Raw genomic sequence first — 26,545 nt, 5'->3', positions numbered from 1 at the left:
TAATGAAAAAAAGATCAATCATATTGCCAACAGTAATTACAGCATTTATGATGTCTTACAATGAAAAGAGAAAGAATAAAACGTTTACAACCCAAACAGAAGAAGAAGTGACAGCTAAAGATATATTAGGAAATCCAGATTACTCAGCCATTTCATATGGAGGTTATCGTAAACCTACGAGAGAAATACAACCTACTATAGATCAGATTAAAGAAGACATGAAAATACTTCATGCAATGAATATTAAAGTTTTAAGAACATATAATGTGCAATTTGCGCATGCATCTAATGTTCTAAAGGCTATAAGTGAATTAAAAAAAGAAGACCCTTCTTTCGAAATGTATGTGATGTTAGGTGCATGGATTGATTGCCACAACGCATGGACCGGTCATGTACCTAATCATGAAGTTGAAAGTGAACATAATACAGCAGAGATAGATCGAGCGGTGGCATTGGCAAAGGCGTATCCAGATATTGTTAAGATTATAGCGGTTGGAAACGAAGCTATGGTGCATTGGGCAACGAGTTACTTTGTACGTCCTAATGTTATTCTGAAATGGGTGAACCATTGTCAAGAATTGAAAAAGAATGGGGAGCTTCCAAAAGATTTATGGATTACAACCTCAGATGATTTTTCTTCATGGGGTGGTGGTGATCCTATATATCGCACTGAGGATTTAATTGACCTTATAAAAGCTGTAGATTATATATCTATGCATACATACCCAATGCATAACTCTCACTATAACCCTGAATTTTGGCTGGTTCCTAACAATGAATCGAATTTACCAAACACGCAAAAAGTTGAAGCAGGAATGCAGCGTGCTCTTGAGTTTGCGACAAATCAATACCATGGTGTTATAAACTTTGTTAAAAGCTTAGGGTTAAATAAACCTGTTCATATAGGAGAAACTGGTTGGGCGACACATTCTAATGGACATTATGGTGTCCATGGGTCTAAAGCCGCTGATGAGTTAAAGTCTGGTAAATATTATAAACTTATTAGAGACTGGAGTCATAAAGAACAAGTTTCTTGTTTTTATTTCGAAGCGTTTGATGAACCTTGGAAAGATGCTAATAATAAAGGTGGTTCTGAAAATCATTTCGGACTATTAACCTACGATGGGCAAGCAAAATACGCCTTATGGGATTTAGTAGATAAAGATGTTTTTAAAGGCTTAACAAGAGATGGGAAAACCATATCTAAAACATTTAATGGTAACAAAGAAGATTTATTATTGGAGACTCAAGTTCCTCCATTAGCTAATAGTGTATTGCATTAATTATGAAAAATTATTTATCAATTATTAAAATTTGTGCACTGATTCTAATAATCGGTATTATTGGATCTTGCAATAAAGTTAAAAAGAATGATGTCAAAGAAGAAGTTTCTATGAATGAAAAGTCTGCAAAAGATATTTTAGGTAATCCAGAATATTTAGCAATGTCTTATGGTGGTTACAGATATGCAGACCATACCATAGAGCCTACATTGAATGAACTAAAAGAGGACATGAAAATTTTATCGGCAATGGGTGTAAAGCTAATCCGTACTTATAAGCTACTTAAACCGCAAGCTGCTAATCTGGTAAAAGTCATTAGCGACATAAAAAAAGAAGATCCTAATTTTGAAATGTACGTAATGTTAGGAGCATGGGTAGATTGTAAAAATGCATTTAATTGGGAAAATGGTGAGCCGGTTCATAGCGAAGAAAATGAAGAGAATCCTGCTGAGATAGCTAGAGCTGTAGCACTGGCAAACCAATATCCAGATATAGTAAAAGTAATAGCAGTAGGTAATGAGGCTATGGTTAAATGGGCTACAAGTTATTATGTAGAACCATGGATTATTTTAAAATGGGTTAATCATCTTCAAAACTTAAAAAAAGAAAACAAATTACCAAGAGACTTATGGATTACGAGTTCAGATAACTTTGCGTCTTGGGGAGGTGGCGGAGAAGAGTACCATGTAGAAGATTTAAATAAATTAATAAAAGCCGTAGATTTTATCTCAATGCACACCTATCCTATGCACGACACACATTATCAGCCAGATTTTTGGCAAAAGTCTTTTGACGATGAAAACATGACCGATTTAGAGAAAATTGATGCGTCGATGTTAAGATCTAAAAACTATGCCATTGCTCAATATGAATCTGTCAAAGCCTATATGGAAAGTCTCGGTGTTAATAAGCCAATACATATTGGTGAAACAGGTTGGGCAAGTTTTTCAGATGGTCATTATGGCGCAGAAGGATCTAAAGCATGCGATGAGTATAAAGAGGCACTTTATTATAAGCACATGCGTGAGTGGACTAATAAAGCAGGACTATCTTGTTTTTATTTTGAAGGATTTGACGAACCATGGAAAGGTGGAGAAAATTCAGGAAATTCAGAAAAACATTTTGGTTTATTTAAAGTAGATGGAAAAGCAAAGTATGTGCTTTGGGATGAAGTTGATAGAGGGACATTTAATGGTTTAACCAGAAATGGAAATGAGATTACTAAAACCTATAATGGTGAAAAGGAGGCAATGATGAAGGATGTTTTGGTTCCACCTGTTAAGCAATAAACATGAGCATATTAAATTAATAATTAGATGAAACTAAGTAACTATTTTTCGACTTTATTCTTAGCCTTATTAATTATGAGTTGTACTGATAAACAAGAGCGATTAAAAGTAGAGGTGTTTGAGACATCAGCTAATGGAAATAGGTTAACACTTGTAACAGACTTTGCGGTTTCGGAAGATACTTCTACAATTACTTTAAATCCAGAAAAGAAATACCAGACGATTACAGGGTTTGGAGGAGCATTTACAGAATCTTCAGCATATTTATTAAATAAGTTGAGTGAGAAAAATAGAGGAAAAATTATTGAAGCTTACTTTGGTGAGTCAGGAGCGGCCTATTCATTAACCAGAACACATATGAACTCTTGTGACTTTTCATTAGGGCAGTATTCTTATGCACCAGTTGAAGGAGATACAGAATTAGAACATTTTACAATTGAAGAAGATAAAGATGATTTAATTCCGTTTATTAAAGACGCCATGGCTGTATCAAAGGAAGGTTTTAAAATATTTGGTTCGCCTTGGACCGCTTCTCCTTGGATGAAAGATAACAAAGAATGGGTAGGAGGGAAGTTATTACCAGAGTATTATGATACTTGGGCATTATTCTTCTCAAAATACGCTGACGCATACAAATCTGAAGGTATTGATATTTGGGGCTTTACGGTAGAAAACGAACCTCTTGGAAATGGTAATAATTGGGAAAGTATGCATTATTCACCTGATGAAATGACCAATTTCGTTATGAATCATTTAGGTCCTAAGTTAGAAGCAGATGGAAAAGGAGATTTGAAAATTTTAGGTTATGATCAAAATAGAGAACATTTAAAAGAATGGGTGGATTCTCAATTTAAAAATGAAGAAACATCTAAATACTTTGATGGAACGGCTATTCACTGGTATGCCAGTACTTATGAAGTTTTCCCTGAAGAATTACAAAATGCGCATAATAAAGCACCAAATAAACTTTTGATACAGTCAGAGGCTTGTGTAGATGCAGAAACACCTGTATGGAAAGATGACGCTTGGTATTGGAAAAAAGAAGCAACAGATTGGGGTTGGACATGGGCACCAGAAAAAGACAAACATTTACACCCAAAATATGCACCAGTCAATCGCTATGCACGAGACATCATTGGATGTTTAAATAACTGGGTAGACGGTTGGGTAGATTGGAATATGGTTCTGGATAGAGAAGGCGGACCAAATTGGTTCAAAAATTGGTGTATTGCACCAGTAATTGTAGATCCAGACGCAGATGAGGTTTATTTTACGCCATTGTATTATACGATGTCACATTTCAGTAAATATATAAGACCTGGAGCAGAAGTAATTGGCGTGGATAAGACAGATGATGATTTAATGGTTACAGCTGCTAAAAATACTGATGGTTCAATAGCTGTAGTGATTTTTAATGAAGGTAAATCCACTAAAAACTATAATTTAAATCTTAATGATAAGAGTATAAATATAGGAATAAGCGCACAAGCTATTCAGACTTTAATAATACCAACTAATTAAAAACAACAATTATGTCGAATATTAAAACTGCTGCAAAAGATAAAGTCCCAGTTGGGCAAAAGGCTGCCTTTGGTGCAGGTCATTTTATATTGAATATTTTACCTGGAACTCTAGGTGTTTTTATTCAATTCTTCTTACTTACGGCTTGGGGAGTAGACCCCTTATGGGCAGGACTTTTGGGTGGTTTACCAAGAATATTTGACTCCATAACAGATCCGATAATGGGTTTCATTTCGGATAACACTAAATCGCGATGGGGAAGACGAAGACCTTATATTTTCGTAGGAGCAATCATAAGTGGAATACTGTTCTTTTTTATGTGGCAAATTGATGATGATGCTTCCCAATCCTATATCATTTGGCATGTAATGATTCTTCAATTGCTATTCCTAATTGGAAATACCATGTTTGCAACTCCTTTGGTGGGTCTTGGATATGAAATGACTTCGGATTATAATGAGCGTACACGGTTAATGGCCTTTTCTAATACCATGGGTCAAATTGCATGGATGATTGTGCCTTGGCTATATGTAATTATTCCAGATTCAAATACTTTTAATACGCAAACAGAGGGTGTTCGTACAATGGCCCTTATTGTTGGTGTAATGTGCATAGTATTTGGAATTCTACCAGCATTGTTTTGTAAGGGTATAGATTCTTCACACATGAAGAATAGAAAAGAAATTAATTTCAAATCACTGGCAGCGAATATGAAAGAATTGTTGGCAGGTATTAAACAAGTGACTAAAAACAAACCTTTTATGAAACTATGTGGCGCTACATTTTTGGTTTTTAACGGGTTTCAACTGGTAGCTGCGTTCGGTGTTTTCATCATTGTGTTTTATATGTACAACGGAAGTTATGAAATGGCAGGGACTTGGCCAGCTTGGTTTAATACCATTAATGCAATAATAACGGCATTTATTGTAATACCTATAATTACAAGAATGGCAAATAAATGGGGAAAGAAAAAAGCATTTATAATTTCTACAGTATTATCTATTGTAGGGTATGTTTTAAAATGGTGGGGATTTGATAAAGAATTAAATAGTCAATTTAGCCAAACAGGATTAGGCAAAAGTTTAAATTCAGGTGTAGGATCTGTTTTTGAATCCTTAAACCCAGTGTTAGATAATATTGGGATGTCTTGGTTTAGCATAGATCCAGGTAGTGAAATTCCATGGCTTATATTTTTACCAATTCCTTTGTTTGCTTTTGGAATGGGAGGATTGTTTACATTAATGATGTCTATGACGGCAGATGTATGTGATTTAGATGAATTAGAAAATGGGATGCCTAGAAAAGAAGGTACTTTTGGTGCAATATATTGGTTAATGGTAAAAATAGGTCAGTCTATAGCACTTGTTTTAGGTGGAGTTATTTTGAGTATTGTTGGCTTTGATCCTAATGCAACAGAACAATCCATAGAGACGATGACTAATCTTAGAATAGCAGATATAATAGTGCCATCAGCAACAGCAGCGTTGGCGATATGGGCTATGTGGAAGTATAACCTAAACGAAGATAGAGCAAGAGAAATAAAAGCCGAACTAATAGAAAGAAGAGGCGAATTATAAAAAAATGTTTAAATGTCATACAGAGAAGAATCCTACTATAAATACAAAGGCTATAGTCAAATTGCTACACAAGGTATTGATTTATCAAAACTTTCATTCGAAGAATTAAAAAGCCTATGGCTTAAAACTATGGAAAATGGTTTTCATGGTATATGCTTTAGTATGTATGAAGATGGACAAAATCCTGGCGATGATATTAGTTTTGAACAAGTTGAACGGCGTGTCAAGATTTTAAAACCTCATATTGAAGCTATACGTTCTTTTTCGTGTATTGAAGGTAATGAACATGTTCCTGTAGCTGCAAAAAAGCAAGGCTTAAAAACATTGGTTGGTGCTTGGTTAAGTGATGATAAGGGGGATAATGAAAAAGAAATTGAAGGGTTAATTTCCCTTGCTAAAGCTGGGAATGTAGATGTAGCTGCAGTGGGTAACGAAGTCTTATATCGTAATGATTTGACACTAGATGAATTGTTAGGTTATATTAGGCGTGTAAAAGATGCCTTACAAGGCTTGGATATACCTGTAGGTTATGTAGATGCTTATTATGAGTTTTCTCGTCACCCAGAATTAGTTGAAAATACAGATGTATTACTGGCTAATTTATATCCGTTTTGGGAAGGTTGTCCTATAGAGTATTCATTAGGTCATATGCAGGCTATGTATGGCCAAGTTGTAGATGCAGCACAGGGGAAACCAATTATTATTACAGAAACAGGCTGGCCAAGTGAAGGAGGAAGTTATAAAGGTGCTTTTGCTGATGAAGCTGCAGCAATGAAGTACTTTATAGATACCATAAACTGGACCAAAGAAAACGATATACCAATTTTCTATTTTTCTTCTTTTGACGAGTCTTGGAAAACAGGAGATGAAGGTGATGTAGGTGCATATTGGGGACTTTGGGATAAGCATGAAAAACTTAAATACTAAAACATAAGCGTAATGTTATGTCTTTAAGAGAAGAAAAGTTTTTTGCATTAGCATCCATAGACTATGCTGGTAAATCAATTGAAGATTTACGAAAGCTGTTTAAAAAAACTTTAAAATCTGGTATGCATGGCTTGTGTGCTAGTCCCTATGAAGAAGGGCAACAACCTGGTGATCGTTTATCAGAAGGACAAATACGTCGTAGATTAGAAATAATGAAACCATATACAAATTGGATTCGTTCATTTTCATGTACTGAAGGCAACGAACTTATTCCTGTAATTGCTAAAGAAATGGGAATGAAAACATTGGTTGGCGCTTGGTTAGGAGATAATCTTGAAATTAATGAAAATGAAATTGCTGGACTAATTGAACTTTCTAATCAAGGTTATGCAGATGTTGCAGCAGTAGGAAATGAAGTTATGTATCGTGGTGATTTATCAGAAGAAGAATTAATAGAACATATCTATAGCGTAAAAAGAGTTGTTAAGAATATTCCTGTGGGTTATGTCGATGCTTATTATGAATTTACTGATCGTCCTAATATTACTGAAGCATGTGATATTATTTTAGCGAATTGCTATCCGTTTTGGGAAGGTTGTGATCAAGACTACGCTTTGCTTTATATGAAGGATATGTATAATAGAGCTTTACGAGCTGGTAATGGTAAGAAGGTTATAATAACCGAAACAGGTTGGCCAAGTCAAGGTTCAAGTTTGCAAGGAGCATTTCCTTCTGAAGAAAATGCCATAAAGTATTTTATTAACACACAAAAATGGTCAAGAGAAGAGGATATAGAAATATTTTATTTTTCGTCATTTGATGAGTCTTGGAAAGTTGGTGGAGAAGGTGATGTAGGTGCTTTTTGGGGAATCTGGGATAAAAACGAGAAGCTTAAATATTAACAACAACTCAAACTGTTATTATGGAACACAACATTACCACTACAAACGAGATGCTTAATTATATTAATAACTTTATAAATAGACTGATTAAGCCTTTATTTATATAAGTTGTGTCATTATTTAGACTCGTTTTTTTATAGAAGAACCGGTGTATGTTTTTTGTTAAGGTAATATTATCAAATATTAAGAATTAATTAAATATCTTTAAGAGATTCATATAAAAATTATCAATAATTAAATAATAATCATTTAAAATCAAAAATTATGAGAAAAACTACTCTTTTAATCCTTTCATTGTCATTAGGCTTGTTAGGTTATTCACAGTCATTACCTTTAGATTTTGAAGTTCCGGAAGATGATAACTTCGGAGGTTTCAATGGAACAGCGGCAAGTGTTGTAACTGATCCAACCGACGGTACTAATCAAGTATTAGAGATGATTGGTGCTGGTGTTGATTTTGATGGAGCTGCAATTAACCTCGATACATTTGTAGATCTTTCTGACGACAACAACAATACCATTTCAATGGAAATTTGGGCACCCGATGCCACTACTAGAACTCATTTATTGAAACTTGAAGGTGGATCATCTGGCGCAGTAGAATTATTTTTTGATACCACAGTTGCTGGATGGCAAACGGTAAGTGTTGATTTTGGCGCAGGACTTGGTAATGAATACCCAGTCTTAGTTATTTTTACTGATTCAGGTTCGGGAAACACAGCAACTGGAACTTATTACATAGATGATATTGATGGACCAAATGGTGGAGCTGTCGCTGTTGATCCAGAGCCATCTACAGCAGCACCAATCCCAAATGCACCAGATGGAGAAGTTTACAGTATTTATAATGACACAAATAATTATACTACTAATTTTCCTGTAGCTTATGCTTTCGGAACATCACAGGGCGAATTAGATTTAGACCCAACAGCTGGTGTTAATAATGCACTAAAAATGAATTTTACTGTAGCAGGTTGGGGTCAAGGTGAAGGAGGTCCTGATGACCTTACCGCTTATGACTTTGTTTCTTTTAATTATTGGGCGTCTTCAGGAACTCCAGGATTTAGATTTGTACTAATAGATAACGATGGTGGTGTTGAAGAATTTAATTATGAAGTAGGAACAAATGAAGCTGTGGTAAATGAAGCATGGACAACAGTTGAAATACCTATGACTTATTTTACAGGCTTAGGATTTTCTCAGGCTAACCTTTTTCAGTGGAAAGTAGATCCTTTTATGCAATCTGTTGCACAAGGTGGAATTGTGTTTTTTGATAATATAATTTTTACAGCAAATAGTTTGTCTACTTCTGAATTTGAATCAACTAAATTTGAAGTTTTTCCAAATCCGACAACAAGCACATGGAATTTAAAATCAAATAGTAGTATTACTAGTGTTGAAGTACACGATATTTTAGGAAAACGTGTTATGACACTACAACCAAACCGTTCTGAAGTTACAATTAATGCTTCAGAATTAAATGATGGTATTTACTTAGCTAATATTACTACAGCTAATGGAACCAAGACCGTAAAGTTGGTTAAAAATTAGGAACTTATTTTTTAGTAGTGAGAAAAGAGTGTATATTATACACTCTTTTTTTATTCAAAATGTATCAATTATAATGACGACACTCAAAGAGTTAGCTGCACTATTAAATATTTCAGTATCCACGGTTTCTAAAGCGTTAAATGATAGTCATGAAATTAGTGAAAAGACTAGAATTCGTGTTAAAGAATTAGCTGCTAAGCTTAACTATAAGCCTAACAGAATTGCCCAACAACTCAAAACCAATAAAACGAAGACCATTGGTGTTATATTACCAACAGTAACCAATCCATTTTTTGCTGAGGTATTGCATGGTATTGAGATGGCCGCTACCAATAATGACTATGACATCATTGTTTGTTTATCTAACGAAACTTTACATAAAGAAGAACGTAGCTTAGAGTTGTTGTCTAATGGAAGTGTAGATGGATTCATTATGGCTGTCGCGAGAGAAAGTCAGGTGAAAATGCAAACACAGCATATTCAGACTATTTTAGATAATAAAATACCAGTTTTAATGTTTGATAGAGTCGTAAATGAGATTATATGTGATAAAGTTATTGTTGATGATTTTAAATCTGTTTATGAAACTACCGAGTATTTAATTAAAAAGGAAAATAGAAAAAATATACTTCTAGTCAGTAATATTGAAGAACTTAGTGTTGGGAAACTGAGAACTTTGGGCTATTCCAAGGCTTTACAAGATCATAATTTAAAACCAAATATTTTAAAACTGGATAATGCCTTAGATGTTGAGCAAAGCATTTATGATTTTTTATCTAAAAATGATAAAATTGACGCTATCATTTCAATAGATCATGTTACTGGAATTGTGGCTATTAATATGGCTAAAAAATTAAGTAAAGATATTCCTAAAGATCTATCTGTTATAGGCTTTGGTTACGAGCATACTCAGCTCTTATCTAGTCCTAAAATTTCAATTGTTCATCAAAAAGCACATAAAATAGGTGAAATGTCTACAAAACTACTAATTGATAATATAAATACAGAAGATCATCAATTACAAACCATAGTATTACCTAGTGAACTTAAATTGAGCGAATCTACTAAGTAGGTATTATACATTTAGCAACAAAAAAAAGACTGCCTTTTCAGACAGCCTCTTTTTATGATTATGTTTAAGGAGTTTAGTTACCTTTAACTTTATCTACAGCATCGTTACCAGCTTTTTTAGCTGCGTCAACAGCGTCATTACCAGCTTCTTTCGCTTTATCAACTGCGTCTCCTGCAGCATCTTTTACGTTATCCACAGCATTACCTGCAGCGTCCTTAGCACTATCAACTGCATCACCTGCAGCGTCTTTTACGTTATCTACCGCATCGCCTGCAGTGTCAACTGCATCACCAGCAGCATTTTCTACCGCATCAGCAGCACTATCTACGGCATCGCCAGCCGCGTCAGCCGCGTCATCAACTGCTTCACCAGCAGCATCAGCTGCGTTTTCTACTGCATCACCAGCTTTTTCTGCTGTCTCTCTACAAGATGTAAATGATAATCCTAATACAGCAACTAGTGCTAAACTTAATACAACTTTTTTCATTTTAATAGTTTTAGTGTTAATTTTTGTTAATGTACGAAAATAATAATTTTAATGAGTTTTTAACATAAATCCATCAATTATTCGTTTCATAACTTGTGCTATATACGGATGTAATTGAGTATTTGGATGACAGCGCCTCTATTTTTTTGAATAAAGTTCTTATTTATGTTACCTTGTTTTGTTCTTAGAGATTTATCTTTTACAAGTGATGTTATAACAGATTCTAATTGTTGAGAACTTGAAATAGATGTTACGCCTCCTTCTTTTATAAGATTCTTTGCTTCTGGAAATTTCTCATAATTTTCCCCAATAAGAATTGGAATCCCAAAAACTGCTGGTTCCAAAATATTATGTAACCCTGTAGTTCCGGCACCACCGCCAACATAAGCAATATCTGCATAGCTATAAACTTTGCTTAAATAACCAATAGTGTCTAAAACAAATACATTGTAGCCAGCTAAGTTTTGGTCCAACAAATCCGAATAGCAAATAGTTTTAATTGTTAATTGTGATTTAAGGGATGTTATATAACTGGTTTTAATGTTATGTGGAGCAATTATAAATTTGATATCCGAATTCTCGTTGGCATTTATAAAATCAAGATATAATTTGTCGTCTTCCGGCCAAGTACTCCCAAACACAATACATAATTTATTGTATTTAAAATTTTTAATAAACGACAAAGAATTATCAATCTTTAATTGATTTACAACTCGATCAAAACGTGTATCACCAGAAACGGTGACACTATTGTAACCAATATTATTAAGCAAGAATTTAGAATTTTCATCTTGGGTAAAAATATGGTCGAATGCAAATAAAGCAGATTTCATATAACCACCATACCATTTAAAAAAAGTTTGATCTTTTCTAAAAACAGCAGAAATAAGAACTGCTTTTAACTGACGTTTCTTTATTTCATGTAAAAAGTTTGGCCAAATATCGTACTTTACAAATAGAATATAATCCGGATTAGTAATATCAAGAAATCGTTTGGCATTTTTTATAGTATCTAGAGGTAGATAAACAACAACATCTGCAATCTTTGCAGTTTTACGAACTTCATATCCAGATGGGGAAAAGAAGGATAGAATCACTTTATAATCAGGATGCTCCTTTTTTAAGGCTTCAAAAACTGGTAAGCCTTGTTCGTATTCTCCTAATGAAGCACAGTGAAACCAAAAAGTCTTATCGCTAGTACTAATACTTTGCTTAAGTTTTTTAAAAGTCTCTTTTCTACCATCAACACCTTGCTTTAATTTATTGTTAAAGAGAGCAATAAGTTTAAGATGAAAACTTGCAACGTAAATTCCTATTGAATAGAGTCCTTTCAAAAACAAAGATTTGTGCTAAAATACAGTTCTTTCAATTAAAAGCATTGGCTCAGCCATTACAATTTCGTATTTTCGCTAAGAGCTTTATGCTTTTTTATACCTACATTAAAAATGTTGTCTTTAGAATGAAAAAAATTCAAATGGTTGACCTTCAGAGTCAATACGCAAAAATAAAAGATGTTGTAGATCCTTCTATAGAAGAAGTTATGAATAGTGCAGCTTTTATCAATGGACCGAAAGTACATCAATTTCAAAAGAACCTAGAAAATTACTTAGGAGTAAAACATGTTATTCCATGTGCTAATGGAACAGATGCTTTGCAAATAGCCATGATGGGCTTAGGATTAAAGCCTGGTGATGAGGTTATAACTGCAGATTTCACCTTTGCAGCAACTGTCGAAGTTATTGCATTGTTGCAGTTAACTCCGGTTTTAGTAGATGTAGATCCTGTGACTTTTAATATTGATGTGAATGCTGTAAAAGAAGCCATTACTCCAAAAACAAAAGCCATTGTACCAGTCCATTTATTTGGTTTGTCTGCAGAAATGGATCCTATAATGGATTTAGCCAAGGAATACAATTTATATGTTATTGAAGACAATGCTCAAGGCATAGGAGCTGATTATACGCATAGAGATGGTTCTAAAACTAAAACTGGGACTATAGGTCATGTGGCCTCCACATCATTTTTCCCATCTAAAAATTTAGGATGTTATGGAGATGGTGGAGCAATCTTTACTAATGATGATGACTTAGCACATACAATTAGAGGTATCGTAAATCACGGAATGTATGAACGATACCATCATGATGTTGTAGGAGTAAATTCAAGATTAGATTCTATACAAGCTGCGGTTTTAGATGCGAAATTACCACATCTTGATGCTTATAATAAAGCAAGACAAAATGCAGCAAGAAAATATAATGAAGCTTTTAAGGACCATCCAAAAATCACTATTCCAAGTGGAAGAAGTCAATGTAACAGTATATGCGAGACCTGTGATTGCCATGTATTTCATCAATATACGCTTAATTTAATGGGAGTAGATAGAGACGCTTTAGTTGCGCATTTACAGGAAAAAAATATTCCGTGTGGTGTGTATTATCCCATACCATTACACAGACAGAAAGCATATATGGATGAGCGATATAATGAAACTGATTTCACTGTTACCAATCAATTGGTAAAATCAGTGATTTCTCTTCCAATGCATACGGAACTTGATGAAGAACAGATTGAATTTATTACAAGTACAGTTCTTAACTTTATAAATAGTAATTCTTAAATATAAAATATTCTCAAATATGTATTCAGTTACTTTGCGATATGTTTCTGTAAATGTTCAATGAGACTGAAAAGACAATAAATATAAACGAATGAAAATTTTAGTTACAGGTGGTTTAGGCTTTATAGGATCACATACCGTTGTTGAATTACAGAATGAAGGCTTTGACGTTGTTATCATTGATGATTTATCCAATTCTTCTGCAGAGGTTTTAGAGGGTATTACTGCAATCACGAATAAGAAACCACTTTTTAAAAAATTAGATTTAAAGGTAAAATCAGAAGTTCAAGATTTTTTTAATCACCATAATGATATTGCTGGAGTTATTCATTTTGCTGCAAGTAAAGCCGTTGGTGAAAGTGTAAATGAGCCTCTAATGTATTATGAAAATAATATCAATACATTAGTTTATGTGCTTCAGGAATTGACTAAGCTCAATAAAAAGAATTTTATTTTTAGCTCTTCTTGTACAGTTTATGGACAAGCTGATGAATTGCCAATTACAGAAAATGCTCCTGTAAAACCCGCAGAATCACCCTATGGAAACACCAAGCAAATTGGTGAAGAAATTATTAGAGATACATGCAAAGTAAATGGAGATTTTAATGCAATAGCGTTGCGTTATTTTAATCCTATTGGAGCCCATCCATCGGCTGAGATAGGTGAATTGCCAATTGGTGTTCCTCAAAACTTAGTACCTTTCATTACTCAAACTGGTCTAGGTATGCGAGATCAGCTTTCTGTTTTTGGAGGAGATTATCCAACTCCAGATGGGACGTGTATCAGAGATTATATTCATGTTGTAGATTTAGCCAAAGCACATGTTGTGGCTTTACAGCGTTTATTGACTGGGAAAAATGATTCTAATTTTGAATTTTTTAATCTCGGTACAGGAGTAGGGAGTTCAGTTCTAGAAGCTATTCATGCATTTGAGCGTGTTTCAAATAAATCTTTAAAATATGAAATTGTAGATAGAAGAGAAGGAGATATTATTTCTGCTTATGCAGAAACTTCCAAGGCCAATAATATTTTAGGTTGGAAAACACAGTTGACTTTAGATGATGCCATGGCTTCGGCATGGAAATGGGAACAAAAAATTAGAAACAAATAAAAATTAGATATGCGAGCTTTACTACGAATCTTAATATTACTATTTACAGTATCACTTACCGCACAAAATACGTACTTACATTGTGGTAAATTAATTGATACCAAATCTGGTAAAGTACTTACAGAAAAAACAATTGTAGTTTCTGGCAATAAAATTATTTCTGTTGAAAACGGTTATGTTAACTCTAAGAATTCAAAAGATACAGTTGTTGATTTAAAATCTAAAATCGTAATGCCAGGTTTAATTGACATGCATGTGCATATTGAAAGCGAAACTAATCCAAAATCCTATTTAGAAGATTATACATTAAATGATGCCGATGTGGCTTTTAACTCTGTTAGTTATGCCGAAATTACATTAATGAATGGTTTTACAACAGTAAGGGATTTAGGAGGTTCTGGTGTAAATGTTGCTCTTAGAAATGCCATAAATTCTGGAAAAATAGATGGTCCAAGGATTTTTACAGCAGAAAAGGCGTTAGCCACAACTGGAGGACATGCTGACCCAACAAATGGTGCTAAGAAAAGTATTATGGGTAATCCAGGTCCCAAAGAAGGTGTTGTTAATGGTGTAGAAGATGCTAAAAAAGCGGTGAGACAGCGTTATAAAAACGGAGCGGATTTAATTAAGATTACTGCAACAGGTGGTGTATTGAGTGTTGCTAAGAGTGGACAAAATCCTCAGTTTTCCGTAGAAGAAATAAAAGCCATTTGTGAAACTGCGGAAGATTATGGTTTTCATGTAGCGGCTCATGCGCATGGTGACGAAGGAATGCAACGTGCTATTTTAGGAGGAGTAAAAACAATAGAACACGGTACATTAATGAGTTCTGAAACTATGGAACTTATGAAAAAGCACGATGTATATTTAGTGCCAACAATTACTGCGGGAAAATTTGTTACAGAAAAAGCAAAGATTAAAGGGTACTATCCTGAGATTATAGTTCCTAAGGCCTTAGATATTGGTCCTAAAATTCAAGACATGTTTGGTAGAGCTTACAAAGCAGGAGTTGGTATTGCCTTTGGTACAGATGCAGCTGTGTTTTACCATGGAGATAATGGTAAAGAATTTAGTTATATGGTAGAAGCAGGTATGCCAGAAATGGAAACTCTACAAAGTGCAACCGTTACAAATGCTATGATTTTAAAAATGGAGAATCAACTAGGTCAGATAAACGCAGGTTATTTAGCAGATATCATTGCTGTTGATGATGACCCAACAAAAAAGATTTCAACGATGGAGAATGTTACTTTTGTTATGAAAAATGGTGTGATTTACAAACAGCAATTATAATTTAGAATCTATAGTTTCTTTTTTCTTATTACCAAAAAGACCACTAAATAATAACATAATCATTCCTGTTGTAACAGAAAGGTCAGCCACATTAAATATACCTGTTTTGATCGTTTCTGTAATTTTTATAAAAAAGAAATCTGTCACTTCACCAAACACGATACGATCAAATACATTTGCAATACCTCCACCAATAATACAACAAAAGGCGATTAAACTTAAACGGTCTAATTCTTTTGTTTTAAATATGTAATAGATTACATAACCAAGAACTAAAGTGGGTAATATAAGGAGAAAAATGAGTTTTAAAGTAGGATTCATGTTACTTCCCATACCTAAGAAAGCTCCTTGATTTTCAACCCATATCAATTGAAAGTAATCTTTTATGACGTTAATTTCACCTTTACCTCCTCTAACCATAGTAGTTCTAACTATAACTTTAGAAATTTGGTCAATAGCAATATTAAATACTATTAGGAGTACGATAAATAAGTTTCTATTCAAAGTAGTAGGTTTTAATTAAGTGTTAGTTTCAAAAGTGGCAGAGGCGGTTTCAGCTTCTCTGTTTATTTTTCTTACTAAGCCTTGTAAAACTTTACCAGGACCAACTTCTGTAAAATGAGAAGCACCATCTGCAATCATTTGTTGTACAGATTGTGTCCAACGTACAGGAGCAGTTAATTGCGAAATTAGATTCGCTTTTATTTCGTTTTCATCTGTAATGGCAGAAGCCGTTACATTCTGATATATAGGGTAATTTGGTTTATTAAATGTTGTGTTCTCTATTGCAGCAGCTAATTCTTCACGAGCTGGTTCCATTAGTGGTGAGTGGAATGCGCCACCAACTGGTAATACCAAAGCACGTCTTGCTCCTGCTTCTTTCATTGCTTCACAAGCCATGTTAATAGCTTCAACCTCTCCAGAAATTACTAATTGACCAGGACAGTTATAATTTGCGGCAACCACAATACCTTCTGTTGTAGCACATATTTTTTCTACCACATCATCATCTAAACCTAGGACTGCAGCCATAGTGCTTGGTTGTAATTCGCACGCTTTTTGCATAGCTTGTGCACGTTGTGATACTAATTTTAAACCATCTTCAAACGTTAAAGCTCCAGCAGCTACTAAGGCTGAAAATTCACCAAGTGAGTGACCAGCAACCATATCTGGTTTAAAACTATCTCCTAGAGTTTTAGCTAAGATTACCGAATGTAAAAAGATAGCAGGTTGTGTGACTTTAGTTTCCTTTAAATCTTCAGCAGAACCTTCAAACATCACATCAGTGATATGAAAGCCTAAGATATCATTAGCTTTTTCAAATAACTCTTGAGCTAAAGGCGAATTCTCGTAAAGATCTAATCCCATTCCTGAGAATTGAGCTCCTTGACCTGGAAATATATATGCGTTCATTAATGTTTTAATTTTAAGATGCAAAAATAGGAATAATATCTTGAAAAAGATTCAAGACCGCTTCGCTGTTTGAAACAAGAGTCAAGACTGTTTTTGATTGAATAAGTTAAGTTGATTACAAATTCCCTTCCTTGGGAAGGGTTAGGGATGGGTGAAAACTTCAAGAGCAAGCAGCTTCTGCACAACGTTCACCGTCCATTGCTGCAGAAACGATTCCACCAGCATAACCACCACCTTCTCCGCATGGATATAAATTAGTGATTTCGGGATGTTCTAAAGTTTCTGTTCTCGGAATATTTACTGGAGATGAGGTGCGCGATTCTACTCCAACAATATTAGCTTCTTCGGTATAATAGCCTTTCATTTTTTCGCCAAAAGCTTTAAATCCTTTACGTAATGAACCACCAATTAACTTAGGTAGTAAGGAATGCAGTGGAGAAGACTTTAGACCAGGTTGATAAGACGTCTCATTTAAGCTTGAAGACAGTTTTCCTTCAACAAAATCGGTTAGTCGTTGTCCTGGTGCAGATTGTCGTCGTCCACCTGCAGTAAAGGCCAAGCGCTCTAAATTTTTCTGATATTCTAAAGCTTTTAGCGCACCAAAGTGTTCGTACTTGTATAAATCTTTATCTACATTAATTTCAGTAACAATACCAGAATTTGCAAACTTATTATTTCGTTTTGAAGGCGACATGCCGTTAACGACAACTTCTCCATTTGCCGTTGCTGCCGGAACTATAAATCCACCAGGACACATGCAGAATGAGTAAACACCTCTGTTATTAACTTGCTCAACTAAACTATAGGCAGCAGCAGGTAACAATTCATCTCGTGGTTCTCCTTTACAGTGGTATTGAATACCATCAATAATTTGTTGAGGGTGTTCTACGCGAACTCCCATGGCAAAAGATTTTGCTTTTAGTGTAATATTTTTATCATTTAGTAAATAGAAAATATCTCTAGCAGAATGCCCTGTTGCTAAAATGACTTTTTCCACGTCTAATTCATTTCCATTCTGAAATTGAATAGCAACGATTTTATTATTCTTAATGGTGAAGTCTGTAACTCTCGTTTCAAAATGAATTTCGCCACCAAACTTTAAAATGGTTTCTCTAATATTCTTAACCACTTTAGGCAGTTTGTTGGTGCCAATATGAGGATGTGCATCTACTAATATTTGATCTTTAGCACCATGAAAAACCAAGTTTTCGAAAATACGACGTACATCTCCACGTTTTAAACTTCTAGTATAAAGTTTACCATCACTGTAAGTACCAGCACCACCTTCTCCAAAGCAGTAATTGGAATCTTCGTTAACAATATGATCTTGATTAATTGCTTTTAAATCACGACGACGGTCTTGGACATTCTTACCACGTTCTAACACTACGGGTTTAAAACCAAGTTCAATACAGCGTAATGCTGCATACATACCTGCAGGGCCAAAGCCAATAATATGAATAGGTTTAGCTTTTGATACATCTTTGTAATCAAAATGATATTCTGAGGTTTCAGGAACAGGTTCGTTTATGTAAACTTCAACCTTATAGTTAAACATAATTCGGCGTTTGCGTGCATCAATCGATTTTCTTAGAATTTTAATTCCAGAAATTTCAGAAGGTTTCATGTCCAAGTCATAAGCTGCTTTATTAAGCAAACCATCAGGTTTTCCCTCTTCATGAAGATTAATACGTAATTGCAAGGCTTTTATCATGTTGCGAAATTAGTTATATTTATTAGGTATAAAAATCTAACTAACTAAATATAAAAACTTAGACTTATGGAGTTTACATTAACAGCTAACATTAAAGCAACACCCAAACAAATCTATAAGTCCTGGTTAAGTACACAACGCCATAGTAAAATGACAGGCGGAGCAGCTTTTGTTTCAGACAAAGTTGGTGATACGTTTACAACTTGGGATGGCTACATCAAAGGGAAGAACTTAGAATTAGAACCTTACAATCGAATAGTACAAACCTGGCGAACAAGTAATTTTGAAGAAAATGAAGATGATTCTAAAATAGAAATTTCACTTACTGAACAAGGTAAAGAAACAATGTTAACCTTAAAGCATACTAATGTGCCAGAATCTGGTGAGCATTACAAAAAAGGCTGGAGTGAGAGTTACTTTGAGCCTATGAAGCGTTATTTTGAAATTTTAAATAAAGATTAAAAATCTATCATTAGCAATTAGCAAAGAATTAGTACTGTCAGTTTGAGCGTAGTCGAAAACCATTTTAATTCATGGTTTTATTGCATTTCGACTGCGCTCAATGTGACAGAGAGAAAATGAATTTTATTCCTCTAAACTTATACTTTTAATATTATCCTTATAAACGCGATCTATTAATAGGTGTCTTGGGTCAATCGCTGCTTTTGCAGGAAGTGAATCCAATTGCACAGTATAAGCTGTTTTTTCTTTATTAAATTTTAAACGCTTTTGATTATATAAATTTTCTTCATCATCATCCATAAAGAAGCCAACATCAATCCAATCATTGATAGCAACTCTTGTTTCGTTACCTAAACTGTCTGACTTAATTTTTGCACTTTCAATTTTTAAAGTAACTTCATATTTACCATTGTCCAATTTCTTGTAATTGGCTTCTTTAAGTCGATTATCATACAATGTTATTTCTTTAAACCAATCCGTTACTAAATACTTTAAAGAATCTGGTACTTGTGGTTCTAAATGTTTTAAGAAATCTAATGATGTGGGATAAGGAGGTTTCTTATAACGATACTCTTCTAAGAAGTTTTTCATTGCTAAATTCACTTTGTCTTCACCTATATAATCCTGAAGCGCATATAAAATTACACTACCTTTTCCGTAGTGAATATAGCCTTGATCTTCTACTTTATACAAAGGCACTTCTTTAATACGTTCACCACTACGCCCTCTTAAATAACGATCGTGATCGTATTTAGTGAATTGACGCATTTTCATAGGATTTTCGGTGATATTCTTTATAGTCATGAGAGAAGAATATTCAGAAAAACTCTCGCTCATCATCGTACCACCTTGCATATTAGCCCCAATAACTTGGTGTGCCCACCATTGGTGACCCATTTCGTGAGCAATAACCGCATCTACAACATTATTTTCAGTTTCGTCTTCAAGATTAATAACAAAACCTATCGCTTCAGAATAAGGCATTGTTCCAGGGAATGCTTGTGCAAACTGAGCATATCGAGGAAACTCAATAATTCGACATTGCTTATGAAAATAAGGTCCAAAATTTTCTGTATAATAAGCCAACGATCGTTCTACAGCATCTAGCATCATATCTACATTTTCAGGATGCTTTTCATCGTAATACACTTCGATATCAATACCATTCCATTTGCGTTTTTTGATTTCGTAATCCGCAGACATAAATGAGTAGAAGTTTAATGAAGGTGTATCTGTTTTATAATGGTAATAACTTCTGTCGTTCTCTTCCCATTTTTTAATCAAAGAACCAGGTGCAATAGCAGTTTGTGCTTTAATTGTAGAAATAACAGTTTCTACGTTTATAAAATCTGATTGTCCATTGTTTAAATAATTACGATTGTGTAAATCTGAAAGCTCAGATGTCAGTTCTGGTGTTCGTTCTTTAGGTTCTAAACCATATTTCTTGCGTGTGTTTTTATCACTAAGTTCATAATTCTCATTATAACCCATCGTTGGAAGAATTTCTCTGTTATTAAAGAAAGTCCCGTTTTTTACAATCATGGTGTTACCTTCGTTATTTTGAAATCCTTTCGTGATATATTTATTATCAACTTTCATTACCAAGGTATCTCCCGGTTGCATAGGTTTACTTAGTTCATAAATTTTGTATAAGTACGTAGTGTCTTTATATACAATATTGGCACTAGGGATATGTAATGTAGTGTCCCACCCTTCACCATCATAAAAGTGAAGTGAATCAATAGTCTTATTAGATTCATTTACCAATTCTATATCTGCTTTTACATGGATGTCTCTTTCGTTAGGAAAGATGTCAATGTAGTATTTTGCATTAGTGACTTTGGGATGTTGAGCATCCTTGTACTTACTGTATTTTTTTTCAAAATAAGCCATTAAATTTTCTGTATCATCATTTGAGCGATACGTATTTAAAATTTGTGTATTGTAAAACACATAACTAGCAACGCCTAACCAAGCAATTGCTGCAATGGCTATTACACCTCGATAGCTTTTAGGAACTTCTTTTCTGGCCGTTTTTATCCGACTTAATAAGGAGCTTTTAGAGCCACGATTCCACAAGGCACCTGCGATTAATAAACCTAAAACAGCAAATAGTATCCAATAGAGATTAAACCATAAAGCACCAGTAACTCCTGGTCCAAAGCGGTTCATGTCAGAATAAAATGTAGACGGTCCTCCACCAACATCTAACATATTAGAGTTTAGGTCTAAAATACTTAAAACGATTTCCCATACCAGAAGTATTAATATGGCAATGAAGTACCCAATGTATTTATTGCTAGATAGAACTTGTACCAATATCGTTATGCCAGCAAAGGCAATAAATAAAGGTAAATTATCATAGAAAAAGTCCAATAAATAGACATCAATTTCTATACGAGTAAACCCATGAAGCAATTGGTAAATAACACCAAAACCTAAAAAGAAAATATTTATGATAGATGCAATACTTACTAGAGACAGTGCTTTTGCTGCCATTGAAATGAAAGACGTATGCGCAGTAGCATCGACAACTTCATTAATTTTATAGTCTCTATCGCGCCAGATTAGCTCACCACTAAAGAATACAACAATGATAATAATAAAGATGTCTGTATTGTCTTTTATTGAATCGATAAGTTTATAGGTAAGCGGATAGGATTGTAATCCGAAATACTCAAAACCACCACTCAAATCTGCGACTAATATGATAATACAAAACAGGAATAATATTTTGAAAGTGATACTCTTTACTATACTCAAAAAGTTGGTGTAGAAGAAACTTTTAAATTGAAGCCAATTCGTTGCTTTTGAAAAAGAAGGGTTCAGTTTAGGTAAAGCAAATACGGTCTCATTACCTGAAGTATTTACCTTTTCTTTTTTGATTTTTTTGTTTTTCTTTTTGAAAGAAAAACTAAAATATGAGAGCATTAAAATGATTATTCCGACTCCTGTCCAAATCAATCGATTCCAAAAAAGTACTCCAGAAAATCCTGGGCTAATAGTATTTTTTTCGGCAGGAGTAAAATATTTGGTTTCTATAGAATAAGTGTTAATTCCGAAGATATCAGATAGACCAGCTATCGTTTCATTATCTACATCAGACATCAGTGAGCCTGAAATAATATAGGCCACGATAATGACTAAGCCACCAACAAAAGAGATCACTGTACTTTTCCATTTATTCGCCATTGCAAAAATGACTGCTCCAGCCAAGAACATATTTGGGAGAATAAATAACAAATAGTTATTCACGAAGGTTTCTAGATAGAATGGTCCAAAACGAGATTCGTCTATCCATCCGAAAATGGAATTCATATACGTACCTAAAAGCATACCTATAAAAACACCTAGTAATGGTAAAGTAGATACAAAAAGGGCACCAAAAAAACGACCAAAGAAATAACCAGGTTTGCTTAAAGGTGTCGTAAATAGTATTTCATTGAATTCGTTATTGTGGTCTCTTAATGCAGCATTATTGAAGAAGGCTGCTGCCATGAGTAAACTGAAAATACAAAAGATAGTCACATGAAGTGTTAATGTATATGGCGAATTACGATACACATTACCAATAGCTCCACCGACTTGTACGTTGTCGCTTACTGTAGCAAAAAACTCCATCAGTCCTAAGATGAAGATAAATATATACACCATAGGTTGCTTTAGCGTATACTTTAATTCCGAGAGAAAAAATGTTTTAAACATAACTAAAATGGATTTTTGGATTAAACAAGTACGTTAGACGTATTGATTTTAGAAAAGAAGACATCCTCTAAATTAGGAGCCACTTTTTCAAATCCATTTTGTGGATGCTCATCACTAAATACATGAATAAGCGGTTGCCCACCTACCATTTTATTTGAAATTATTTTATACTCGCTAGCATAATTTTCGAGTTCTTCTCTGCTAACGATTTTTTGGTAAACTTTTCCATTGAGTGCTTCTGTCGCATCTTTTGGTGAACCTTGATAAACGATTTCACCAAAATTCATGATTGCCATTTTGGTGCATAATTCGTGTACATCTTCAACAATATGTGTAGATAAAATGACAATGACTTCTTTTCCAACATCAGCTAACAAGTTATAAAAACGATTACGTTCACCAGGATCTAATCCTGCGGTTGGCTCATCTACGATGATAAGTTTTGGATTTCCAATAAGTGCTTGTGCAATACCGACACGTTGTTTCATTCCGCCAGAAAATCCTTTTACGGATTTCTTACGCTTATCGTAAAGGTTGACTTTATTTAGTAAATAGTCCACAAGGAGCTTACGTTCTTTAGAATTGGTAATACCTTTTAATATGGCTAAGTGTGTTAATAATTGTTCTGCTGTAATACGAGGGTATACACCAAATTCTTGTGGTAAATAGCCTAATACTTTTCGTATTTCTGCAGGTTGATTTAAAATATCGATATCATCTAAAGTTGCTGTGCCAGAATCTGCTTCTTGTAAGGTGGCAAGCGTTCGCATTAAAGACGATTTACCTGCGCCATTTGGTCCAAGAAGACCAAACATGCCGTTTTCTAATTCTAGATTTACATCGACTAAGGCTTTTACGCCGTTAGCATACGTTTTTGATAAATTATTGATTTTTAATTTACTCATAGGAAAGCTATTTTTGATTGATTAGTTTTAAATATGACGACATATTTCGAAAAGCGTTACATGTTAGACGTAGTTTTTACATTCAACATAGTAGTGCTTTATATATAAAGACGCTAAAAAGAGTAAAATGGTTGCTTTTGAAACCGGAAATAATAAAACTTTTATCTTCTCAAATACGTAATAAACGAAAACGCATGTGCATGATTCTCATCAGCATCATGGGTTTCTCTATTTACTTCTTTCCAAAGAGCGTTATCGACTTCAGGAAAGAAAGTATCTGCATCTTCAAATGTTGAATGTACTCTTGTAATTTCAAGTTTATTAACTAAGGCAATAGATTGCTTATAGATTTCACCGCCACCTATAATAAATGCTTGCGTATCGTTTTTAGCCGCATCTATCGCATCGTGTAATGAATTAACTAAAATGACACCAGCTGGTGCTTTGTAATCTTTTTGTCTGGTAATTACTATATGTGTTCTATTTGGAAGCGGTTTAGGGAAACTTTCAAAAGTCTTTCTACCCATAATAATATGATGACCACTAGTTAAACTTTTAAAACGTTTTAAATCATCACTCAAATGCCAAATTAAACTATTGTCTTTACCAATGGCATTATCTTCACCTGCAGCGACAATTATGGTTAACTCATTAGAGTTTTTTTTTCTGAAGTTGATTCTAAGGCTTTAGCTTCATTGTAAGCCTGCGTTTGCGCTATTTTGGTTTCTTCTTTTAGGAAGTTTTGTTTTAACTTATCTATTCGTGTTTGTTGTTGATTTACCAACTTATCGAGTTGTTGTTTTTCCCAGTCTTTACCCATAAATTTATGAGTAATAAAAACAGATACCAAGTGATAAATAAAGAGAATTAACCAAACTAAAATGGCATATACAAACCAATTAATACCTGCAATTGTAAAATCTTTACCAATACCTAAAACCGTATTGGCTAAAATTAAAAATACAGCACCAATTAAAAAAATGACAAAATGAATGTACAAACGCTTTTTTTGCTTAATGCGTTTTTGTGCATTTTCAATGAGTTCTAATTGATCTTTATCTATAGTTGAAACTTGTTTTTTCTTCCCAAACATAATCGTAATTTATTAGTATAAAGATACTTTTTTTTTCACTTTAACTGTCCTATAATTTTTATACTTATAATATTAGATTATTTCGAAAACGATATAGTTGAAAATCAAGTAGTAAGGATATTTTTAAGATGTTACTAATACTCTAAAATTACTTAATAAATTTTGCACACTTAAGGAAAAAGTAATCGCTATTTTATGAAATTGATAATTCTTTAATCTTTGAGCTTTTAATCGATATTATCTGCAAATTTCTTTTATACTTTTGCTATGTAATTAAATTTATTATTATGGCAATTAAAAAGCAGTATTTAAAAAGTAAGCCAGTTTGTAAGGTAACATTTTCTGTACCTGCAGAGGAGGCAAAAAGTGTAGCAGTTGTTGGAAGCTTTAATGAGTGGAATACTAAAAAAGCTACAAAATTGAAAAAGCTAAAAAACGGAACTTTTAAAGGAACGTTAGATTTAGAGAAAGACAACTCTTATGAGTTTAGATACCTAGTTGATGGTAAATCTTACCAGAACGATGAGCAAGCAGATTCTTATGCTTGGAATGACTTTGCAGGTGCAGAGAACAGTGTAATCAATTTATAGGATATTCCTGTAAGTAAAACAAGACATTAAAACAAGCATCTCGATTTTCGGGATGCTTTTTTATTTACAAAAAACGTTGTGAAATTTAAACAGCTACAGCACCTTTTATATGAGGATGCGGATTATAATCCACAAGTGTAAAATCTTCAAATTTAAAATCGAAAATATCTTTTACTTCAGGATTTAGAACCATTTTTGGCAATGGTCTTGGGTCTCTAGAGAGTTGTAATTCTAATTGCTCCATATGATTGTTGTAGATATGTGCATCACCAAAGGTGTGAATAAAATCACCCGGTTGATAACCACAAACCTGAGCCATCATCATAGTAAATAAAGCATAAGACGCAATATTAAAAGGTACGCCTAAAAAGATATCTGCACTACGTTGGTAGAGTTGACAAGACAATTTACCATCAGCAACATAAAACTGAAAAAAAGCATGGCATGGAGGTAAAGCGGCTTTACCATTGGCTACATTTTCAGAAAAAGATTTAGACGTATCTGGCAACACAGAAGGATTCCATGCAGATACTAACATTCTTCTACTATTAGGATTATTCTTTAAAGTTGCAATTACCTCTTTAATTTGGTCTATCTCTTCACTTGCCCAATTCCTCCATTGGTGACCATATACTGGTCCTAAATCACCGTTTTCGTCTGCCCAATCATTCCAAATTCTAACTCCGTTTTCGGTAAGATAATCAATGTTAGTATCTCCTTTTAAGAACCAAAGTAATTCGTGAATAATAGATTTTAAGTGTAACTTTTTTGTAGTTACCATCGGAAATCCTTCACTTAAATCGAAACGCATTTGATAACCAAAAACACTTTTGGTGCCTGTACCTGTTCTATCTCCTTTTTCGTTGCCTTCTGCAAGGACGTGTTTTACTAAGTCGTGGTATTGTTTCATATTACTTCCTGCGAAAGTTGGAATCTCTTTAAATTAAACTTAATTTTTTTGTGGAATGTAAACCTTAAAATGCCCATCGACTTCGCTCAGTTCGACAGTTTAGTATTACTAAAAGCGAAA

The 26,545-nt window shown here is 33.9% G+C and carries 23 protein-coding genes; 13 read left to right on the top strand and 10 right to left on the bottom strand.

Features of this window, described 5'->3' with window-relative positions; genetic code table 11:
* Positions 1-2 precede the first annotated feature (2 nt).
* From SJY34_RS09065 to SJY34_RS09030, 8 genes are all read left to right on the top strand, one after another.
* Positions 3-1,283 carry a glycosyl hydrolase family 17 gene (locus tag SJY34_RS09065; protein WP_400074916.1) on the top strand — a complete coding sequence of 427 codons (1,281 nt, stop codon included), beginning with the start codon at positions 3-5 and terminating at the stop codon, positions 1,281-1,283.
* 2 nt (positions 1,284-1,285) lie between these two features.
* Positions 1,286-2,572, top strand: coding sequence for a glycosyl hydrolase family 17 protein (locus SJY34_RS09060; protein WP_400074915.1), 1,287 nt, complete (start codon positions 1,286-1,288; stop codon positions 2,570-2,572).
* Positions 2,573-2,599: 27 nt separating this feature from the next.
* Positions 2,600-4,093 (top strand): glycoside hydrolase family 30 beta sandwich domain-containing protein, encoded by a 1,494-nt coding sequence (locus tag SJY34_RS09055; RefSeq protein WP_400074913.1) that lies wholly within the window; start codon positions 2,600-2,602, stop codon positions 4,091-4,093.
* Positions 4,094-4,104: 11 nt separating this feature from the next.
* The gene (locus SJY34_RS09050) at positions 4,105-5,670 is read left to right on the top strand and encodes an MFS transporter (protein WP_400074912.1); all 1,566 of its coding nucleotides are present in this window, start codon (positions 4,105-4,107) and stop codon (positions 5,668-5,670) included.
* Positions 5,671-5,682: 12 nt separating this feature from the next.
* Complete coding sequence (locus SJY34_RS09045; protein WP_400074910.1) at positions 5,683-6,597, top strand: glycosyl hydrolase family 17 protein; 915 nt, start codon at positions 5,683-5,685, stop codon at positions 6,595-6,597.
* A 17-nt stretch (positions 6,598-6,614) separates the two neighbouring features.
* Complete coding sequence (locus tag SJY34_RS09040; RefSeq protein WP_400074908.1) at positions 6,615-7,499, top strand: glycosyl hydrolase family 17 protein; 885 nt, start codon at positions 6,615-6,617, stop codon at positions 7,497-7,499.
* Positions 7,500-7,763: 264 nt separating this feature from the next.
* Positions 7,764-9,050: a T9SS type A sorting domain-containing protein gene (locus SJY34_RS09035; RefSeq protein WP_400074906.1), complete on the top strand. Its 1,287-nt coding sequence runs from the start codon at positions 7,764-7,766 to the stop codon at positions 9,048-9,050.
* Positions 9,051-9,123: 73 nt separating this feature from the next.
* Complete coding sequence (locus SJY34_RS09030) at positions 9,124-10,122, top strand: LacI family DNA-binding transcriptional regulator (RefSeq protein WP_400074904.1); 999 nt, start codon at positions 9,124-9,126, stop codon at positions 10,120-10,122.
* Between the two features lie 73 nt (positions 10,123-10,195).
* Here SJY34_RS09030 and SJY34_RS09025 read toward each other — a convergent pair whose 3' ends face one another.
* Both SJY34_RS09025 and SJY34_RS09020 read right to left on the bottom strand, forming a co-directional pair.
* The gene (locus tag SJY34_RS09025; RefSeq protein ID WP_400074902.1) at positions 10,196-10,609 is read right to left on the bottom strand and encodes a hypothetical protein; all 414 of its coding nucleotides are present in this window, start codon (positions 10,607-10,609) and stop codon (positions 10,196-10,198) included.
* Between the two features lie 98 nt (positions 10,610-10,707).
* Positions 10,708-11,943, bottom strand: coding sequence for a 3-deoxy-D-manno-octulosonic acid transferase (locus SJY34_RS09020; protein WP_400074900.1), 1,236 nt, complete (start codon positions 11,941-11,943; stop codon positions 10,708-10,710).
* Positions 11,944-12,068: 125 nt separating this feature from the next.
* On the opposite strand from SJY34_RS09020, the gene SJY34_RS09015 reads away from it, so the two are divergent.
* The 3 genes from SJY34_RS09015 (at position 12,069) to SJY34_RS09005 (ending at position 15,633) form a co-directional block, all read left to right on the top strand.
* Complete coding sequence (locus SJY34_RS09015) at positions 12,069-13,229, top strand: DegT/DnrJ/EryC1/StrS family aminotransferase (protein ID WP_400074898.1); 1,161 nt, start codon at positions 12,069-12,071, stop codon at positions 13,227-13,229.
* A gap of 91 nt (positions 13,230-13,320) precedes the next feature.
* Positions 13,321-14,340, top strand: a complete 1,020-nt coding sequence (gene galE, locus SJY34_RS09010) for a UDP-glucose 4-epimerase GalE (RefSeq protein ID WP_400074896.1) — start codon at positions 13,321-13,323, stop codon at positions 14,338-14,340.
* A 9-nt stretch (positions 14,341-14,349) separates the two neighbouring features.
* Complete coding sequence (locus SJY34_RS09005) at positions 14,350-15,633, top strand: amidohydrolase family protein (protein ID WP_400074895.1); 1,284 nt, start codon at positions 14,350-14,352, stop codon at positions 15,631-15,633.
* Here SJY34_RS09005 and lspA read toward each other — a convergent pair.
* The 3 genes from lspA to SJY34_RS08990 form a co-directional block, all read right to left on the bottom strand.
* Positions 15,628-16,137, bottom strand: coding sequence for a signal peptidase II (lspA, locus tag SJY34_RS09000; protein ID WP_400074893.1), 510 nt, complete (start codon positions 16,135-16,137; stop codon positions 15,628-15,630). The two genes, SJY34_RS09005 and lspA, sit on opposite strands and share 6 nt — an antisense overlap.
* A 15-nt stretch (positions 16,138-16,152) precedes the next feature.
* A complete protein-coding gene (fabD, locus tag SJY34_RS08995; RefSeq protein WP_400074891.1) occupies positions 16,153-17,046 on the bottom strand; it encodes an ACP S-malonyltransferase in 894 nt (297 codons plus the stop codon).
* Positions 17,047-17,206: 160 nt separating this feature from the next.
* Positions 17,207-18,760: an NAD(P)/FAD-dependent oxidoreductase gene (locus SJY34_RS08990; protein WP_400074889.1), complete on the bottom strand. Its 1,554-nt coding sequence runs from the start codon at positions 18,758-18,760 to the stop codon at positions 17,207-17,209.
* 66 nt (positions 18,761-18,826) lie between these two features.
* Here SJY34_RS08990 and SJY34_RS08985 point away from each other — a divergent pair, with 66 nt between their 5' ends.
* Complete coding sequence (locus tag SJY34_RS08985; protein WP_400074887.1) at positions 18,827-19,222, top strand: SRPBCC domain-containing protein; 396 nt, start codon at positions 18,827-18,829, stop codon at positions 19,220-19,222.
* Positions 19,223-19,345: 123 nt separating this feature from the next.
* Here SJY34_RS08985 and SJY34_RS08980 read toward each other — a convergent pair whose 3' ends face one another.
* From SJY34_RS08980 to SJY34_RS08965, 4 genes are all read right to left on the bottom strand, one after another.
* The gene (locus SJY34_RS08980; protein WP_400074885.1) at positions 19,346-22,927 is read right to left on the bottom strand and encodes a M1 family aminopeptidase; all 3,582 of its coding nucleotides are present in this window, start codon (positions 22,925-22,927) and stop codon (positions 19,346-19,348) included.
* 20 nt (positions 22,928-22,947) lie between these two features.
* The gene (locus SJY34_RS08975) at positions 22,948-23,832 is read right to left on the bottom strand and encodes an ABC transporter ATP-binding protein (protein ID WP_400074883.1); all 885 of its coding nucleotides are present in this window, start codon (positions 23,830-23,832) and stop codon (positions 22,948-22,950) included.
* Between the two features lie 161 nt (positions 23,833-23,993).
* The gene (locus tag SJY34_RS08970) at positions 23,994-24,443 is read right to left on the bottom strand and encodes a dihydrofolate reductase (protein WP_400081359.1); all 450 of its coding nucleotides are present in this window, start codon (positions 24,441-24,443) and stop codon (positions 23,994-23,996) included.
* Positions 24,444-24,475: 32 nt separating this feature from the next.
* Entirely contained in the window at positions 24,476-24,925 is a 450-nt protein-coding gene (locus tag SJY34_RS08965; RefSeq protein WP_400074881.1) for a 2TM domain-containing protein, read from the bottom strand.
* Positions 24,926-25,212: 287 nt separating this feature from the next.
* Between SJY34_RS08965 and SJY34_RS08960 the strand changes: the two genes are divergently transcribed.
* Positions 25,213-25,515: an isoamylase early set domain-containing protein gene (locus SJY34_RS08960; RefSeq protein ID WP_400074879.1), complete on the top strand. Its 303-nt coding sequence runs from the start codon at positions 25,213-25,215 to the stop codon at positions 25,513-25,515.
* An 85-nt stretch (positions 25,516-25,600) separates the two neighbouring features.
* On the opposite strand, the gene SJY34_RS08955 is transcribed toward SJY34_RS08960, so the two are convergent.
* Positions 25,601-26,425, bottom strand: coding sequence for a thymidylate synthase (locus tag SJY34_RS08955; RefSeq protein WP_400074877.1), 825 nt, complete (start codon positions 26,423-26,425; stop codon positions 25,601-25,603).
* Positions 26,426-26,545: the final 120 nt, after the last annotated feature.

Origin of the sequence: Winogradskyella sp. R77965 (assembly GCF_044594915.1) — a bacterium.
In the GTDB taxonomy this organism is placed as follows: domain Bacteria; phylum Bacteroidota; class Bacteroidia; order Flavobacteriales; family Flavobacteriaceae; genus Winogradskyella.
Note: the sequence above shows the minus strand (reverse complement) of the source record. Positions and strands in the feature narration are given on the sequence as shown.

Bases quoted from the DNA above. Each gene is read 5' to 3' on its own strand.
- SJY34_RS08960 (WP_400074879.1), top strand. From the start codon at position 25,213: ATGGCAATTAAAAAGCAGTATTTAAAAAGTAAGCCAGTTTGTAAGGTA.
- SJY34_RS09040 (WP_400074908.1), top strand. From the start codon at position 6,615: ATGTCTTTAAGAGAAGAAAAGTTTTTTGCATTAGCATCCATAGACTAT.
- SJY34_RS09050 (WP_400074912.1), top strand. From the start codon at position 4,105: ATGTCGAATATTAAAACTGCTGCAAAAGATAAAGTCCCAGTTGGGCAA.
- SJY34_RS08975 (WP_400074883.1), bottom strand. From the start codon at position 23,832: ATGAGTAAATTAAAAATCAATAATTTATCAAAAACGTATGCTAACGGC.
- SJY34_RS09035 (WP_400074906.1), top strand. From the start codon at position 7,764: ATGAGAAAAACTACTCTTTTAATCCTTTCATTGTCATTAGGCTTGTTA.
- SJY34_RS09045 (WP_400074910.1), top strand. From the start codon at position 5,683: ATGTCATACAGAGAAGAATCCTACTATAAATACAAAGGCTATAGTCAA.
- SJY34_RS08955 (WP_400074877.1), bottom strand. From the start codon at position 26,425: ATGAAACAATACCACGACTTAGTAAAACACGTCCTTGCAGAAGGCAAC.
- SJY34_RS08965 (WP_400074881.1), bottom strand. From the start codon at position 24,925: ATGTTTGGGAAGAAAAAACAAGTTTCAACTATAGATAAAGATCAATTA.
- SJY34_RS09015 (WP_400074898.1), top strand. From the start codon at position 12,069: ATGAAAAAAATTCAAATGGTTGACCTTCAGAGTCAATACGCAAAAATA.
- SJY34_RS08980 (WP_400074885.1), bottom strand. From the start codon at position 22,927: ATGTTTAAAACATTTTTTCTCTCGGAATTAAAGTATACGCTAAAGCAA.
- SJY34_RS09055 (WP_400074913.1), top strand. From the start codon at position 2,600: ATGAAACTAAGTAACTATTTTTCGACTTTATTCTTAGCCTTATTAATT.
- SJY34_RS08985 (WP_400074887.1), top strand. From the start codon at position 18,827: ATGGAGTTTACATTAACAGCTAACATTAAAGCAACACCCAAACAAATC.
- SJY34_RS09005 (WP_400074895.1), top strand. From the start codon at position 14,350: ATGCGAGCTTTACTACGAATCTTAATATTACTATTTACAGTATCACTT.
- SJY34_RS09025 (WP_400074902.1), bottom strand. From the start codon at position 10,609: ATGAAAAAAGTTGTATTAAGTTTAGCACTAGTTGCTGTATTAGGATTA.
- SJY34_RS09030 (WP_400074904.1), top strand. From the start codon at position 9,124: ATGACGACACTCAAAGAGTTAGCTGCACTATTAAATATTTCAGTATCC.
- galE (WP_400074896.1), top strand. From the start codon at position 13,321: ATGAAAATTTTAGTTACAGGTGGTTTAGGCTTTATAGGATCACATACC.
- SJY34_RS09065 (WP_400074916.1), top strand. From the start codon at position 3: ATGAAAAAAAGATCAATCATATTGCCAACAGTAATTACAGCATTTATG.
- SJY34_RS08990 (WP_400074889.1), bottom strand. From the start codon at position 18,760: ATGATAAAAGCCTTGCAATTACGTATTAATCTTCATGAAGAGGGAAAA.
- SJY34_RS09060 (WP_400074915.1), top strand. From the start codon at position 1,286: ATGAAAAATTATTTATCAATTATTAAAATTTGTGCACTGATTCTAATA.
- fabD (WP_400074891.1), bottom strand. From the start codon at position 17,046: ATGAACGCATATATATTTCCAGGTCAAGGAGCTCAATTCTCAGGAATG.